Origin of the sequence: Corynebacterium tuberculostearicum (genome assembly GCF_032821615.1) — a bacterium.
Taxonomy (GTDB): Bacteria; Actinomycetota; Actinomycetes; order Mycobacteriales; family Mycobacteriaceae; genus Corynebacterium; species Corynebacterium tuberculostearicum_H.
Genome location: NZ_JAVBIF010000006.1, coordinates 1 through 14,486 on the forward strand (window position 1 = coordinate 1; position 14,486 = coordinate 14,486).

The 14,486-nt window shown below is 61.0% G+C and carries 16 protein-coding genes and 1 pseudogene; 5 read left to right on the plus strand and 12 right to left on the minus strand.

Going from position 1 to position 14,486, the window contains the following annotated elements; translation table 11 throughout:
• Positions 1–189: pseudogene (locus RAE09_RS06090) on the minus strand (IS6 family transposase); the annotation flags it as partial.
• Here RAE09_RS06090 and RAE09_RS06095 point away from each other — a divergent pair.
• Positions 166–621: a hypothetical protein gene (locus tag RAE09_RS06095; RefSeq protein WP_316981221.1), complete on the plus strand. Its 456-nt coding sequence runs from the start codon at positions 166–168 to the stop codon at positions 619–621. The pseudogene RAE09_RS06090 and the gene RAE09_RS06095 sit on opposite strands and share 24 nt — an antisense overlap.
• Before the next feature lie 501 nt (positions 622–1,122).
• Here RAE09_RS06095 and RAE09_RS06100 read toward each other — a convergent pair.
• The gene (locus RAE09_RS06100) at positions 1,123–1,857 is read right to left on the minus strand and encodes a hypothetical protein (RefSeq protein WP_005325595.1); all 735 of its coding nucleotides are present in this window, start codon (positions 1,855–1,857) and stop codon (positions 1,123–1,125) included.
• Positions 1,858–1,992: 135 nt separating this feature from the next.
• Here RAE09_RS06100 and RAE09_RS06105 point away from each other — a divergent pair, with 135 nt between their 5' ends.
• Positions 1,993–2,895: a DUF2262 domain-containing protein gene (locus tag RAE09_RS06105; RefSeq protein ID WP_005325596.1), complete on the plus strand. Its 903-nt coding sequence runs from the start codon at positions 1,993–1,995 to the stop codon at positions 2,893–2,895.
• Between the two features lie 155 nt (positions 2,896–3,050).
• Here RAE09_RS06105 and cls read toward each other — a convergent pair whose 3' ends face one another.
• From cls to RAE09_RS06125, 4 genes are all read right to left on the minus strand, one after another.
• The gene (gene cls, locus RAE09_RS06110; RefSeq protein WP_005325597.1) at positions 3,051–4,514 is read right to left on the minus strand and encodes a cardiolipin synthase; all 1,464 of its coding nucleotides are present in this window, start codon (positions 4,512–4,514) and stop codon (positions 3,051–3,053) included.
• Positions 4,515–5,324 (minus strand): exodeoxyribonuclease III, encoded by an 810-nt coding sequence (locus RAE09_RS06115; protein ID WP_005325598.1) that lies wholly within the window; start codon positions 5,322–5,324, stop codon positions 4,515–4,517.
• A 100-nt stretch (positions 5,325–5,424) separates the two neighbouring features.
• A complete protein-coding gene (locus tag RAE09_RS06120; protein ID WP_005325607.1) occupies positions 5,425–6,414 on the minus strand; it encodes an N-acetylglutamate synthase, CG3035 family in 990 nt (329 codons plus the stop codon).
• Positions 6,414–7,037 (minus strand): peptide deformylase, encoded by a 624-nt coding sequence (locus RAE09_RS06125; protein WP_005325608.1) that lies wholly within the window; start codon positions 7,035–7,037, stop codon positions 6,414–6,416. Before RAE09_RS06125 ends, RAE09_RS06120 begins: the two co-directional genes overlap by 1 nt.
• On the opposite strand from RAE09_RS06125, the gene RAE09_RS06130 reads away from it, so the two are divergent.
• From RAE09_RS06130 to RAE09_RS06140, 3 genes are all read left to right on the plus strand, one after another.
• Positions 7,036–7,311 carry a DUF3263 domain-containing protein gene (locus RAE09_RS06130; protein ID WP_005325609.1) on the plus strand — a complete coding sequence of 92 codons (276 nt, stop codon included), beginning with the start codon at positions 7,036–7,038 and terminating at the stop codon, positions 7,309–7,311. The genes RAE09_RS06125 and RAE09_RS06130 overlap by 2 nt on opposite strands.
• Positions 7,312–7,334: 23 nt before the next feature.
• The gene (locus tag RAE09_RS06135; RefSeq protein ID WP_236587116.1) at positions 7,335–8,138 is read left to right on the plus strand and encodes a LytR C-terminal domain-containing protein; all 804 of its coding nucleotides are present in this window, start codon (positions 7,335–7,337) and stop codon (positions 8,136–8,138) included.
• A 180-nt stretch (positions 8,139–8,318) separates the two neighbouring features.
• Entirely contained in the window at positions 8,319–9,455 is a 1,137-nt protein-coding gene (locus tag RAE09_RS06140; protein WP_316981222.1) for a glutamate--cysteine ligase, read from the plus strand.
• Between the two features lie 24 nt (positions 9,456–9,479).
• Here RAE09_RS06140 and RAE09_RS06145 read toward each other — a convergent pair whose 3' ends face one another.
• The 6 genes from RAE09_RS06145 to RAE09_RS06170 are packed head-to-tail and all read right to left on the minus strand — an operon-like array spanning position 9,480 to position 14,486.
• A complete protein-coding gene (locus tag RAE09_RS06145) occupies positions 9,480–10,979 on the minus strand; it encodes a glycosyltransferase 87 family protein (protein ID WP_316981223.1) in 1,500 nt (499 codons plus the stop codon).
• A gap of 15 nt (positions 10,980–10,994) precedes the next feature.
• Entirely contained in the window at positions 10,995–11,375 is a 381-nt protein-coding gene (locus tag RAE09_RS06150; RefSeq protein WP_316981224.1) for a monovalent cation/H(+) antiporter subunit G, read from the minus strand.
• A complete protein-coding gene (locus RAE09_RS06155; protein WP_005325614.1) occupies positions 11,372–11,647 on the minus strand; it encodes a monovalent cation/H+ antiporter complex subunit F in 276 nt (91 codons plus the stop codon). Before RAE09_RS06155 ends, RAE09_RS06150 begins: the two co-directional genes overlap by 4 nt.
• Positions 11,647–12,174, minus strand: a complete 528-nt coding sequence (locus tag RAE09_RS06160; protein ID WP_316981225.1) for a Na+/H+ antiporter subunit E — start codon at positions 12,172–12,174, stop codon at positions 11,647–11,649. Before RAE09_RS06160 ends, RAE09_RS06155 begins: the two co-directional genes overlap by 1 nt.
• Positions 12,167–13,993, minus strand: coding sequence for a Na+/H+ antiporter subunit D (locus tag RAE09_RS06165; RefSeq protein WP_316981226.1), 1,827 nt, complete (start codon positions 13,991–13,993; stop codon positions 12,167–12,169). Before RAE09_RS06165 ends, RAE09_RS06160 begins: the two co-directional genes overlap by 8 nt.
• On the minus strand, positions 13,986–14,486 hold the full coding sequence (locus RAE09_RS06170) for a Na(+)/H(+) antiporter subunit C (protein ID WP_200435710.1): 501 nt from the start codon (positions 14,484–14,486) through the stop codon (positions 13,986–13,988). Before RAE09_RS06170 ends, RAE09_RS06165 begins: the two co-directional genes overlap by 8 nt.

Here is a 14,486-nt window from a genome sequence, read left to right on the forward strand (position 1 = left end):
GCGAGTGTGCTTATCCAGCTCAGGGGCGTATTTCTGCACCCAGCGGTAGATCGTGGTGTGATCGACTGGCACACCCCGCTCGGTCATCATTTCTTCGAGGTCGCGGTAGCTCACGCCGTAGCGGCAGTACCACCGCACCGCCCACAGGATGATGTCACGGGGGAAATGCCGACCGGAGAAGATGCCCATGGCTCTGATTATTTCACGCCGGTCTTTCTACTGCCCCAACTTTGCAACAGCACCGCTGCGGATACGTATGAGGAACAGTTTGAAGGCTGGGTTGATATCGAAGCACTCGAGCCTGGTGATCCTGGCCGCAAGATTGTGTGCTGTGTGGAGGACGGTAAGTGCGTCACCGTTGAAATGAAGTACATGGAGGTGCCAATCACGGATACTTTCTATGGCGTTGACCTTAATCGTCGCCCCGCCGAGACCGCGCAAGAGAGCACTGAACGAGTCGCACAAGAGCTACAACGCCAAGGAATCCGCACCGAGATAAATGATTTCCTCATCCTCCTGCCTGACCAATTAGTCGCACTCGAAGTCGACGAAGGCGTTGCGTGGTTTGATCCTGAATATTGGAGTCTCGAGGATTTTCTTGAAACGTCGTTCCTTGCCTAGAGAAAAGTAATCCTTAGGTGTTAGCGAACGAAGCGGCAACACCATGCTTTAACGGAAAACATTTAGGGTAAGCCCCAACTTTGGCGAAAGTTCTAGTTTCCCGCTTTGTACTGCGGTATATGGCTAAGGTCGTTGCGCTCGTATTGCGAGCAAGGATCTGAACCTTGTTAGGTAGCTCCCGAACATCTAGCCCTGTAGGGCTGGAAGGAAATATAAGCTACACCCTGTAGGACATGAATCCCATTGTTGAGGCTTCAGCATCTTCGTGAATGGCCCCAAAAGAACATACAGTGTATTTCTTGTGGCATGAAGGGTGCGGAAGCGGCGGAGAGATGTCGGTGAGGCGTTGCGTATCGCCGGTCTCCTTTTGGACCCCATCCTGGGCGGGGATCCTGCCACCGCGGCTGGGGTGTGGGACCCTGTCAGCCTTGCTTGGCGGTAGGCGACGTCTCCTGCCCGCCACCGGCGTCTGGGAGCGGGGCGGGCATGACCCGCGGTGTGTTATCGCTGGCGGATTTTCTCGGCCTGCGCCTGGACCATGCGGGTGAATTCTTCGGGTGCGACTTCGGGGGAGCCGGAGACTGTGTAGGTGGCCCCGTCGATCTCGACGTAGGCGATGCGGCTGACGGAGCCGTTGTCACCGGAAAGGGGGGAGGAGGACTGCGTCAGGGTTACCTCGGCGGCGGTGACGGAGTCGGCGCCGTCGACGCGCAGCTCCATGGGTGCCGCAGTATAGGACGTGGATCCGCCGGCGTGAGCCCTGGTGATCGACTCGCATACCGACACGTCACGGGGGTGGTTCAACAGCTGCGGGTCGGATGAGACGGCGACGCTAAGTGTCGCGTCAGTGGACTCGTTGGTGAAGTCGCGGGCCGCGATAGCGTCGGGGTTCTGAACGATTTTGGAGATGTAGGTCACGCCGGTGGGGGTTAAGGCGGCGCATTCGGCCGGGTCGGCGGTGACTTCCTGGGCCATAGAGACCATGTCCTGGTTGATGCCGGGGTTTTCGGCTTCTTGGTCCTGGATCATCTGGTTGATGCTGTCCATGCTGTAGCCCTGCGGGGCGGCGGTGTCGTCGACGACGGTGGTGTGGGGATCGACGGGGCCCTTGTCGACTGTCGGGGAGGCAGAGACCCCGGTGGCGGGGTTGTCCCCGGTGTCCTGGTTGGTGGAGCAGGCGCCGACGGTGGTGCAGGCGGCGGCGAGGGCGAGGGCGGGCACTATGTGTCGGTTCATGCACACACAGTAACAAACACCCCGGTCATGCCCCCTGGCTGGCTGGGGATCGGAGGTGCGCGGGGCGAACATGTGTCGGGTCCCGCCGCCATGAATTCCGGTGCGGGGGCACGTGGGGTGAGTTACCATTGCCGCATGCTGTCGCTTTACGAGGAATTTCCTGATGCCCCTGTTACGCAGAGGAGCGCTAAGGAAGAGGAAGTCGAATTCCACTTCATCGTCTCCTCGGTGCCGGAAAAGAGGGTCGTGGGTGACGACTACGCCAAAGACAAGCTCAAACTCCAACTTATGCTTATGCCTGGTGTAGCTCTCCGGTTACTTCCCGACGGGGAAGTAACCACCGGAAGTATCCATGTGCGTTACCCGCACCTGTTTCACACCCGGCAGGGAAAGACGCTCTGGGATCCGCGGGAAATCGCCGATCTGGAGCCGTTCAAGGTGTATCGCGCGCGGGGTAGCTACTTCTTTTCCGATATAAGGAAGGAACCCTACGTCACCATTTGGGAAATGCTTGACCCGCTGCCCGACCCAGAGATGGAAGAACTCTCGGCCAAGACTGCCGAACCGGTGATCCTGGAGGCCAATATCGGACAACTGGTCCTTGACCGGACGTTCCCGAGTTTCGAGGGTAAAGCGGACGACCTCGGCGTCAAGGTCAGTATGTGGTACGAGGGGCCGGAACTGCTCCTCGCGGGCCAGGGGAACATGGCGAAGAAGTTCAAGTCGGCGCTGAACTTCATCAACAACGTCCTCTCCCAGGAGTACCTCGATAAAGCGCGCATGCTGGGGGCCGAAAAAGCGCTTCCGGCCGCGAACCGGTGGCGCCACGATGTGGCCGAGGCGGAAGGGAGGCCGACACCCGCCCCGAAACTCGGGGTGGAGGACGTCTACGCCAAGCTGACTCCGACTGTGGTGAACATTCCCCACAGGGGAAACGTTGGTGTCGAGTTCGACGACGGGTACATGTTCGGAGGGCACCCCGTGACGGTGAAGACGAAGAGGGACGGAACTCCCACCTCGATCGAGATGGACGTCTAAGATGACGGTTTTGTTGGTTGATCGGCTCGGGGTATAGATCTACAGGGATATAGTTATAAGCTACCTGGGAAAATCGATAAACCCGCAGGTTGAAGTGCCTTCGGGTGGGTAAATATGCGCAGTCTTCGCTGAAGCCGTTGCAGCCAGTACCCGCTTTATTGCAACGCGGAGGTAAGACGCATGACATTATCCACGTAGCGGCGGATAAATCCGCGCTCATTCCATTCCTCAAGGGTCAGCTCGTGGCATACGGCCCGGTAGTTGGATACGAGCTGGTTGAACTGGTCAATGAGGTCTCCCTTGGCCACCAGCATGGTGGATTCGTAATTTAGGCCGAACGAGCGCGGGTCCATATTGGAGGAGCCGAACATGCACAGCGGATCGCGGCCGGGGTCATCCGGGTCGGTGATGATGAACTTGGAGTGCAGAACAAAGGGATAGGGGAATTGGTAGATGTGCACGCCCGCCTCCAGCAGCGCCTGGTAGTAGGAGGATTGGGCGTGGTTGACCATGAATTGGTCCGCCTTGGCAGAGACATAAAGTTCCACGTCCACGCCGCGGTAGCAGGCGGTGGTCACGGCCTCCAGTAGGGATTCATCCGGGACGAAGTAGGGCGAGCACAGTACCAGCCGGTCCTTGGCGTGGTGTACCAGGGAGTTGAACATGCGCAGGTTGGGCTCAGTGGTGTAACCCGGCCCGGAGGGGATTATCTGGAGGTGGTTGGCGTCGGCAGTCTGGGCGTCGTCATATGGCAGCTCATCCAGTGGCAGGTTCTCTTCTGCCTCGAGGTACCAATCCACGGCGAAGATTGCGGACATGGAGGTCACAATCGGGCCGGAAAGCTCCACCATGTAGTCAATCCAGTAGCGGTCCTTGGTCTTGTACTGGCGCTTAATCATATTTAGCGAGCCAATAAAGCCCACCTTGCCATCGATAATCACCAGCTTGCGGTGATTGCGCAGGTCAGGGCGGCGGAAGCGGCCCTTGTGCAGCTGGATGGGCAGCATGAGATGCCAGTCGACGCCAATCTCCGTTAGCCGCTTGCCCAGCTTGAAGTAGCCCTTGTACTTGAAGCTGCCGATCTGATCCAAGAGCAAGCGCACCTTTACACCTCGGGCGGTAGCCCTGCGCAGCGACTCAAAGAAGACGTCTGTGGTCTCATCCCAGGACTGGATGTAGATCTCGATGGATACATACTTCTCGGCGCGGTCAATAGCGGCGGCAATGGCGCGAATGGACTCGTCATAATCCGCGTGCAGGCCAAGGTTATGGCCCACCAATGCTGGGAACCCAGTCAGCTCGCGGTTAAGCCGAATAACCGACTCTACTTCCGCCGAAAGGAGGCCCTGCGGATGATCCGGGGTGCGGGCTGTGACGTTTTCAATCTTCTCATTGGCTTCTTGCTGGATGCGGTGGCGACGCCGGTTGATATACGGCGAGCCCATGAGCAAAAACAGCGGCAGGCCGATAAACGGCAGCACCAGAATTGCCAGCAGCCACGCGGTTGAACTGGAAGGTCGGCGGCCTTCGGGCACGAAGCCAACGGCAATGATCTTGATGCCGTAATCAAGGATCAGGAATACGAGCTGCCAGAAGCTGAGATCAAGAGACCAAGACATTTATCGCACGGAATTGAAATCGGGCAGATTGTAATCTGCGAGAAGCGGACAGTGATCGGAGGTTTTATCGCCGGCGCGCTCGACCATGTCTACTTGCGCGCCGGTCACGTGCTGGGCAAGCGGGGCTGAAGCCAACTGGAAGTCGATGCGCATGCCTTCGTTCTTTTGGAAGCGCATGCCCTTGTAATCGAAGTAGGTATAGCGCTGGTCCTCCGTGAACCGGCGAGTAACTTCCTCGAGGCCTGCTTCTTCCAGCATCTGGAACGCGGCGCGCTCTGGCTCGGTGACATGCGTCTTGCCACGGAAGGCCTCTATATCCCACACGTCCTCATCGCGCGGGGCAATATTGAAATCACCGCTCATAAGCAATTTGGACTGCGCATGATTTTCCGCATAGCGCGCCAAGTGATAGAGAAAGTCCAGCTTGTAGTCATAATGGCGATCCGTGATCTCGCGGCCGTTGGGCACGTAGAGTGACCAGATTTCTACGCCACGGATGCGAGCCCCTAGTGCTCGGGCCTCACGGTCTTGCGGCTTTTCTGGATCTTTGGCAAAGCCTGGCTGGCCCGGAAAGCCGATAAAGACGTCCTCGGGCTCTTCCTTGGACACAATGGCCACGCCGTTCCACTGGTTGAGCCCGTGGCAGGTGACATGGAGACCCGCATCCTCGAAGACCTCGCGTGGAAACTTATCGTCTTTCACCTTAGTTTCTTGCAGGCACAAAACGTCGATGTCGTGCTTGGAGATAAGGTTCAGCGCCCGCTGTGTGCGGGTACGGACGGAGTTAATATTCCACGTGGCGATGCGCATGACACATAGGTTACCTGGGTAGTGAGTCAAGCTCACTACCCAGCCCACAAGGAGTCCCATAACGTTCACCGCCCAGACCGGAAGTCCGCAGCGCGGAGAGCTAGTCGCGCAGGCGGGCGTAGATGCGCCGGTGCTGCTCGATGAAGCCGAGCTTCTCCGCCAGCCGCACGCCGGCGATATTCGAGGTCGGCGCGGTGAGGTACGCGTGCTCAGCGCCGTTGTTGTGGCCCCAGTGCAGCAAATGTTGGAGCGCGAGCGCTCCGTATCCGCGGCGGCGGAAGTCCTCGGCCACTTCGATGGAAGAAAGACCCAGCCACGTGGTGCCATCGCCGGATTCGCTCAGGGTGCCGCGGGCGATGGCGACGGTCTCGCCATCGAGGACCAGGCGGCCAAAGCCGAGCGGTCCCTCGATGTGAGCGCCAAGGCTCTGCAACGCGTTGGCAGGAAGGGCATCGGTGCGGGATTGATACATCGCCAGCCACTCGTCGTCGGGCTGGGCGGTGAGGTGGAAGGTGGGGGAGGTAGAGGGGGCGTCGGCAAGCGTGGGCAGATCCCTCAGGACCATGGCGAGGATTTCTGGCTCGGTCTCCCAAGCTGGGTCGGCGAGCAGGCGCTCGGCCGGTTTGCCAATGCGCTCCGGAACCAATAGGCGCACCGGCAGATTGTGGCGGGCGTAGAAGGCCTTAATCTCCTCCAGTGGCACCGGAGTGAAGCCGGCCGAAGGTCCCACGGGCACGGCCGAGTTGGAGTGGCCGGAAACCCCGTCGCTCGCGCGCAACAGCCAGGAACCATCGCTGGTCCAGGCGTGGTCTGTGTCGGGGAAAGCCGCGGCCGCGGCAACCTCCACGGCGCGGATATCGGAATTGCGGACCATGCGCGGGGAGAGGCGCTTAATGATCTTCAGCTGCTCCGGCGGGATCTCCACCGCCTCCAGGTCGGAAGGGTAGCCGCCGACCTCTTGTGGGCGAATGACCAGCGGGTCGAGGCTCAGCACATGTCCAATGACATCGCTATGCACATCGCCGAAGTCGCGCCGGGCCACCACGCGCTCGCCTACCTGGACGGCATCGGAGCGGAAAATGCGTGACATTAGTCGTCGTGGCCGAAGGGATCGGCGTCCTCACCCGGTACCCAGGAGTAGCCCGGTTCGGTCCAGCCGTGGCGCTTAATGGCCTTCTTGGCCTGGCGCTTATAGCGGCCGATGAGGGTATCGGTGTAGAGGAAGCCATCGAGGTGGCCAGTCTCGTGCTGCAGGCAGCGGGCGAAAAAGCCATAACCCTCGACGGAAATGTCATTGCCGTTTTCGTCCTTGCCGGTCACGCGCGCCCAATCGGCGCGGCCGGTGGGAAAGCCCTCGCCCGGCACGGAGAGGCAGCCCTCGTCATCGGAGCCGTCGTCGGCAGGCATGGTCTCTGGAATCTCGGAGGTCTCCAGCACGGGGTTAATGACGCAGCCCTTGCGCATGCCCGCCTCCTCGGACGGCAGCTCGGTGCCATTGGGGCCATCCGTATCGGGGCAGTGGTAGACAAAGAGGCGCTTGCCAATTCCTACCTGGTTAGCGGCCAGGCCCACGCCATTGGCGGCGTCCATGGTTTCATACATGTCCGCGATGAGCTGCTGCATTTCCGGGGTGGAAATCTCGGATTCTTCCACCGGTTGGGTGGGTTCGTGGAGCACGGTCTCGCCGTGGATAACGATGGGGCGAATAGTCATGCCTTACAGTTTAGGCATGAACCCCTTGTCTGACCTAGACGCCGCCATTTTGGACTTCGAGGAAACTGCGCCGCGCAGCATCGGCCGCAAGGAAGAGGCCATCCGCGCGCAGCTGGACATCTCCCCGGTGCGCTACCACCAGCGCCTTAACCTGCTTCTCGACGCCCCCGCGGCCGCCCAATCCCACCCCCTCCTGGTTGCACGGCTGCGGCGCCTGCGCGAGGAGCGAGAAGACACGCGGCGCGCCGCGCGGGGAAATACCCCAGATAGTTAATTCTGAGTACTAGTGTTGCGTATGTGACTAATGTGAATCCGGAAAATTCGACCGACAAGGTATCCGACGAAACCCGCGCCGGCTCTGCTGCCGGCGCCTCCGCTTCCAGTGCTGCTAAGCAGCGCCCCGCTGGCGGAGGCGCGCACGCTAAAAAGGGCGGCCTCCCGCTGCGCGGCCTGGCGATGGTCCTCATCGCCGTGGCCGTCATGCTCGGCCTCTGGGCTTTGTACTCCATGACCTCGGGCGACGATGACTCCACCGTTGCCTCCGAGAGCACGCAGGAAAACTCCACCGGTTCCACCATCGGTGCCGCGCCCGAAGGCTCCGCTGGCCCCGACGCCGCAGGTTCCCGTGCCCCTGGCGCTTCCGAAGGTGCTAGCGCCCCAGCCCCCGCACCGGCGCCAGGTGAGGGCGAAGGCGACGGCGCAGGCGACCGAGCTGCCTCCGGCGCTGCCGATGAGCGAGCCGCGGCCGAGGGAGATGCCGCCGCAGGCGAGGAAAACGCCCACTCCGCCGCGCGCGACCGCAACGATATTAAGGTCAGCGTCCTCAATAACTCCGGCGAGGTAGACAAGGCCAAGAAGGAAGCCGATTCCCTCAAGGGCGGCGGCTTCAAGGTTGGCTACGTGGGCAACCTGCCGGGCGATGTCCTCACCGTTCCAAAGACCACCGTCTTCTTCCCCGAGGGTGACGCCTCCGCTGAGGCTCTGGCCAAGGAGGTCGCCGCTCGCTACCAGGCCGATATCGCCCCGATGAACCGCGACCTGCCTAAGGAAGCAACCGATGACGGTGCCGTCGTCGTCGCCCTGGCGGTACCGCAGGCCTAAGCAAGCCGCGCACCTAACTTAAAGTCCAAGGCCATCCGGCCGAAGAGCAAGCACCATAGTTCTTCGGCCGAAGGCCTTGGACTTTTGTGATTTGAACTTTTCCGCGCCCGCAGGACCGCCGGTGCGAACAGGTTAAATAAAATTCACGTCTTAATACCTGTCACCCGTTAAGCTGAATGGGTGAAGATCCCGGCAGAACAATTCGCCCGCTCTCCCGAACCTACGCTCGGCGTGGAATGGGAGGTGGCGCTCGTGGACCGCGACACGCGCGACCTTGTCCCGCGCGGCGGAGAACTCATTGACCTCGCCACTGCAGCCCACCCCGAGATCCATCTGGAAAAGGAATTCCTCCAGAACACGGTAGAGCTGGTCACCGGCATCTGCCATACCGTGCCGGAAGCCATCGCTGACCTGAACACTTCCCTGAAAGCGGTGGAAGAAGCCGCCGATAAGCTGGGCGTAGACGTCTGGGCCTCTGGCGGCCACCCTTTTACGGACTTCCGCGAGAACCCGCTTTCGGATAAGCCCAGCTATCAAGAAATCATCGCGCGCACCCAGTACTGGGGCAAGCAGATGCTGCTTTGGGGCACGCACGTGCACGTGGGCGTTAGCCACGAGGACCGAGTATGGCCCATCATCAATGCGCTGATGACCAAGTATCCACATCTGCTGGCCATTTCTGCGTGCTCGCCCGGGTGGGAGGGCCTCGATACCGGTTATGCCTCCAACCGCACCATGCTGTACCAACAGCTGCCCACCGCAGGCATGCCGTATCAATTCCGCGATTGGGCCGAGTGGCAGTCCTATATGCGCGACCAAGCCATTTCCGGCGTTATCAATCACACCGGTTCCATGCACTTTGATATTCGGCCGGCGTCCAAGTGGGGCACGGTGGAGGTGCGCGTCTCTGATGCGACGTCCAACCTGCGCGAGCTCTCCGCCATCGTGGCGTTCACTCACTGCTTGGTGGTCTACTACGACCGGCTTATCGACGCCGCGGAGCCCCTCCCCATCCTGCAGCCCTGGCACGTAGCAGAAAATAAATGGCGCGGTGCCCGCTACGGCATGGATGCGCTGGTGATTACCTCCCGCGAGACCGATGAGGCCTGGGTCAAGGACGAGCTAGCGGAGATGGTGGACGAGCTTAGCCCCATCGCGCGCGAGCTGGGATGCGTCAACGAGCTCAACCTCATCCACGAAATTATCGATGACGGCGCCGGCTATGAGCGGCAGCGCCGCCTCTTCAAAGAATCCGGCAGCTGGCGCGAGGTGGTCGAGGAGACCTGCCGCGAGTTGCGCACCTTCCGCCCGCTCTAAAGCGGCGGGCAGGCTGGCCTGGGGCTAGTCCTCAGGGCGCGAGTGGCGACCGTAGGCCGGGGTATCGGGGATATCGGTGATGTCCTGGGCCGCCGGGAACGCGCGCGTTTCCGGCCCTACCGCGGGCATTTCTGCCGTTTCATCGCTGACGGGTTGCGTTGCCCGTGGATGACCCTGGCCCCTCCGGCTCGTAGCTGCCGTATTAAACGAGCGCGCCGGGAGTGCCCCGGCCTCCGCGGAAGCAGGTTGCGCACCAGCGGGCTGTGCGCCAGCGGGCTGCGCAGGTAAGTGGTGGCGGCCCGGGGTGGGCGCTTCCTCTTCCGGCTGGGTGCCAGGGATAAAACCCCACACCGCGTAGAAGGCGATAAAGAGGACGCCGGCGCCGGTGAAGGTCAACATTCCCCACGGCTGCAGATCCCAGTGGTTGAGGGAGCGGCTAGCAGCAGACAGCCACACGGGTGCGGAGATGAACGGCAGGGTCACCGCACACATAGCGAGCACCGACACGAGGCCAGCGACCTGCGCGCCGAGGAAACCGTGCAGGCGCTTGCCCAGACCCTGGTTGACGGCAACTAGCACGACGACGGCCAGCGGTACCGTCCACACCCAGTGGTGGTACCAAGAGAACGGGGAGACCAAGCAGGAGCTGATGCCGGCAAGCGCAAGTGCGGCGGAATTATTGCGGTGCTTCATCGCGGTGCGCAGCGCCAGGCAGGTCAAAATGAAGACCACGACCACGGCGGAAAGCCAGATCCAGCCGCCATCGATGCCCCATGCGCGGACCATCACGGAGCGAATCGACTGCGCGCCAGGGTTGGTGTGCTCGCCCACGCGCGAGGACTTAAAGATAGCGTCGGTCCAGAAATCGGCGGCATCCGGAATGGTTACGAAACCAATGGCCACGGTCACTGCGAAGGTAAGGATGGCGATGATTGCTTGCCACCAGCGCTTCTGGAAGAGCAAGACCAGACCCATATAGGCCGGGGTGAGCTTCATACCTGCGGCCAAACCAATTCCGATGCCCGGCAAAGCGCGCTTGCGCGGGAGGATGTCCAAGGCCACGAGCAGCATCAAAAAGATGTTGATCTGGCCAAAGAATAAGGTGCCGTGCACCGGCTCATTCGCCGGGGTGCAGCACAGCAGCAAGATGCCCAGCAGCCACATTGCCGGGGAGAGCTTGAGCCCGCGCTCGCGCAGGACCAGCATAATAACCGTGAACAAGGCGAGGGCGGTGCCGCCCTGCCAGAGGAGGATTAAGGGGGCGTCGTCAAGCGTGGAAAGCCACGTGAAAAGGGTGCCGGAGAAGGGCGGATAGGTAAAAGGCAGGTCGCCAATGTAGGCGTTATCGTAGAGGTCCGCGCCTTGGGCCACCTCGCCGCCGGCGAGCCAATAAATCTTCAGATCCAGGGGAACGCGCCACACAAAGGCGCTATTGCCGTCGAAGATGCTGAAGCGGTAGACGATGACGCCGACGAGAGCGGCGAGCAAAGTCACCATAGTGGGAAGCCCATAAAGCTTTTTCACGGTGAAAAGCGTCTCCTACTTGCGGCGCAGCGACTTCGCGGCGGGTCGGTCGTTGCGGGACATGGATTCCTCGGTGCCGTACAGGCCCTCACGGCGTGCAATACGCGAGGTGCGCTGCGCGGTTACCGGGCTAGTGAACATGGCAAACAGTACCAGCAAAACGAGTATTCCTAAATCCCCGCGCTCGGCTACGCTGAAGGATTCCGCGCCCGTGATGCGGATGATGGCACCAAGGATCGTCAGGATAAGGCCGGTGGTTTGCGGCTTGCTTACCGCGTGCATACGAGACATGGTGTCCTTGAAGCGGGCGATGCCGATAGCCGCGGCCAAGGTGAGGACGCTGCCGCCAATAATGAGGATGAGCGAGAGTACATCTGCAATAAAGGACCAGCTCATTGGCTATCCCTCTTCCTAAACCTAGTGACGGACACGGTGGAGATGAATCCCAGCAGCGCAATGACCAGCATGGCTGAGACCACGGTCGTGTTGAGCGACCAGCACATGTAGGTGGCCAGCGCGCATTGGAACATCGCGGTAAAGCCATCCATGCCCACCAAGCGGTCCAGCGAATTGGGGCCGGTGACAATGCGCCAGACGGTGATGAGGAAGGAGACCACCAGTAGAGCGGCGGCCACCAGCAAAATCGCGTTATAGATCTGCGGATCCATTACGGGTGGCTCCTTTCAAAGATGTCGATGAATGAGGCTTCGAGTTGGGCCACGGCACCGATTTCGCGCTGAATCTGGGCCTCATCGCGGGCGTCCAGGATATGGACGGTAATCATGCGGTTTGCAATGTCGATATCGGTCACCGTGCCGCCTGGCTGCAGGTTATACAGCGTTACGGCCAGGGAGAGTACGAACTCATTATCCAAGCGCATGGGCAGCTCCAAGATGGCGGTCTTGGGCACCGGCTGCGGGCGCACGGCTAGCCAGCCCACCTTGAGCGAGGCGTAGAACAGCTCCCAGAACCAGCGGATCATGAACGCAACGAGCTTGCCCCAAGAGACGTCGATGCCGGCGATAGGCATGGCCGGCAGCGGCAGGGCAAAGACAATGACGAAGCCGATGATAAGCCCTGCCACCAGGTTGCCCACGGTGACCTCGCCCATGAGCATGCACCACATGACTACCAGCCAGACGATGAACCACGGGCGGAAGCGGTGGCGCAGGCCGGAAAAGCGCGTGTTAGTCATCGCTAATATCCTTCCTCTTGGCGGCGTCCGGGGACTTTACATCCGTGGAATGCGAGTCGCGGCCACCGGCTTCTGAATCGGTGCGGGCATCCAAGCCCGGCGAGGCCGGAGGCTCCGCCTCAGGGGAGGGGTTGCGGCGATTTTCATAGGAGTCCGCGCCGCCGGTGTAGCGCTCCTTCTGGTTGAGGTGGCGGGTGGGATCATCTGCGCGGTCGCCCAGCACCGCGTACTGGTAGATGGACGTATCTTGTGCGGATTCGGCAGCGCGGGTAGTCACGCCGGACATTGGGCCGGCCAGGAAGGTAATGGACGTAGACGCGGCCACCAGCAGGGTAGTAGACGCAATCATGCCAAAGGGCACGCGGCCCACATCCTGGCGGGAGGAAAATTCCACCTCATCGGTGATATCGGAAAGCGGGGCGGGGCGCGCGAGCGCCATGTTGCCTTCCGGGGCATCGGCGCGGTCGCGCTGGAAGCCCTTGGCCCATACCAGCATCATGACGTAGAGGGTCAGCAGCGAGGTAACCACCGCACCGACGATGAGCACCCATGCCATCCAGGAACCTTCATTAGCACCGGCCTGCAGCAAGATGACCTTGCCCAAGAATCCGGAGAACGGTGGGATGCCACCCAGGTTAATGGCCGGGATGAAATACAAGATTCCGATCAACGGGGCCGAGTACATGAGCGAACCCAAGCGGCGTAGCGACGAGGTGCCAGCCTGGCGCTCAACGAGTCCGACCACCAGGAATAGCGCGGTTTGGACCAGAATGTGGTGCACGGCGTAGAAGATGGCGCCGGACAGGCCCTGGGCGGTGCCGAGGGAAACACCGAAGATCATGTAGCCAATGTGGCTAACCAGGGTAAAGGATAAAAGGCGTTTAATATCGGACTGCGCAATCGCGCCTAAGATGCCCACCAACATCGTGGCGAGGGCGACCCACATGAGCACGGTATCGAGCCCACCGGCGGTGAAGACGGAGGTGCGGGCGCGGATAATGGCGTAGACACCGACCTTGGTCAGCAGGCCGGCGAAGACGGCCGTGACTAGCGACGGCGCTGTGGGATACGAGTCCGGCAGCCAGGCGTCCAGCGGAACCACGGCCGCCTTAATACCGAAGGCGACGAGCAGCGTGGCAAAGATGGCGATGCGAGTTCCCTCCGGGATGTCCTGCATGCGCTGGCCAATCTGGGCCATGTTCATCGTGCCCACGGAGGAATACACAAAGCCCAACGCGAACAAGAAAATCATGGACGAGGCCATCGACACCATCACGTAGCCCACACCGGCGCGCACGCGACCGGCCGAGGCACCCAGGGTCAACAGCACATACGACGCCACGAGGAAGACCTCGAAGCCCACGTAGAGGTTGAAGAGGTCGCCGGCCAAGAAGGAAATATTTACGCCCATGGTCAGCAGCATGTAGGTGGGCAAGAAGACGGCCACCGGCTCGTCCTTGGTGCCATCGCGCACGCCCTGGGAAATGGCGTACCAAATGACAGAAAACAGCACCACGGAGGACGTAAAGAGCATCACCGCAGAGAGGCGATCCGCCACAAGCGTGATGCCCACTGGGGCGTCCCAGCCACCTACCTGCAGCGTTTGGATGCCCTCAAAATCTGCAATGAGGATGAGGGTGGCATTAACCACTGCGGTAATGAGCAGCGAGAAGAACACGATCTGGCGCTGCGCATTGGGGATGCGGCAAAAAATCAAGGCGAGGGCCGCGGCCACCGCCGGGATGATAATGGGCAGCGGAATGAGGTAGCCGATGTAGGGAAAGAGGACATCGACAAGCGGCTGTACGGTCTCACTCATCGTGGGCCCCCTTTACTGGTTGCTCGAAGGATTCGGGTCCGAAGTTATCGCCTTGCTTGGTGGCGCGGCCCGTGGTCGGATCATTGGACTCATCGTGGTCCGGGTTGGCGGCCGCATTGCCAGGGCGCGCAGCCTTAGCCGCAATCGCGGTATCCTCCGCGTCATCTTCAATGACATCGTCCGTGCGGTAGCGGTACTGGCGGTAGGCCAACGTAAGGATGAAGGCCGTAAGTGCCATGGAGATCACGATGGCGGTAAGAATCATCGCCTGCGCCAGTGGATCCGCAATCTCGGCGCCATAAGGCTCCGACTCGCGGCCGTCGATAGGTGGGGAACCGGCCGAGCCGCCGGACTGCAGCAGGAAGAGGTTGGCTCCATTGCCCAGTAGCAACAAGCCCAACATCATCTTGGTCATGGTGCGGTCTAGCAGCAGGTAGACGCCTGCCGCAACGAGTACGCCGGCGGCCAAGAGAAGGAAGAGGTTGGCTTCCAT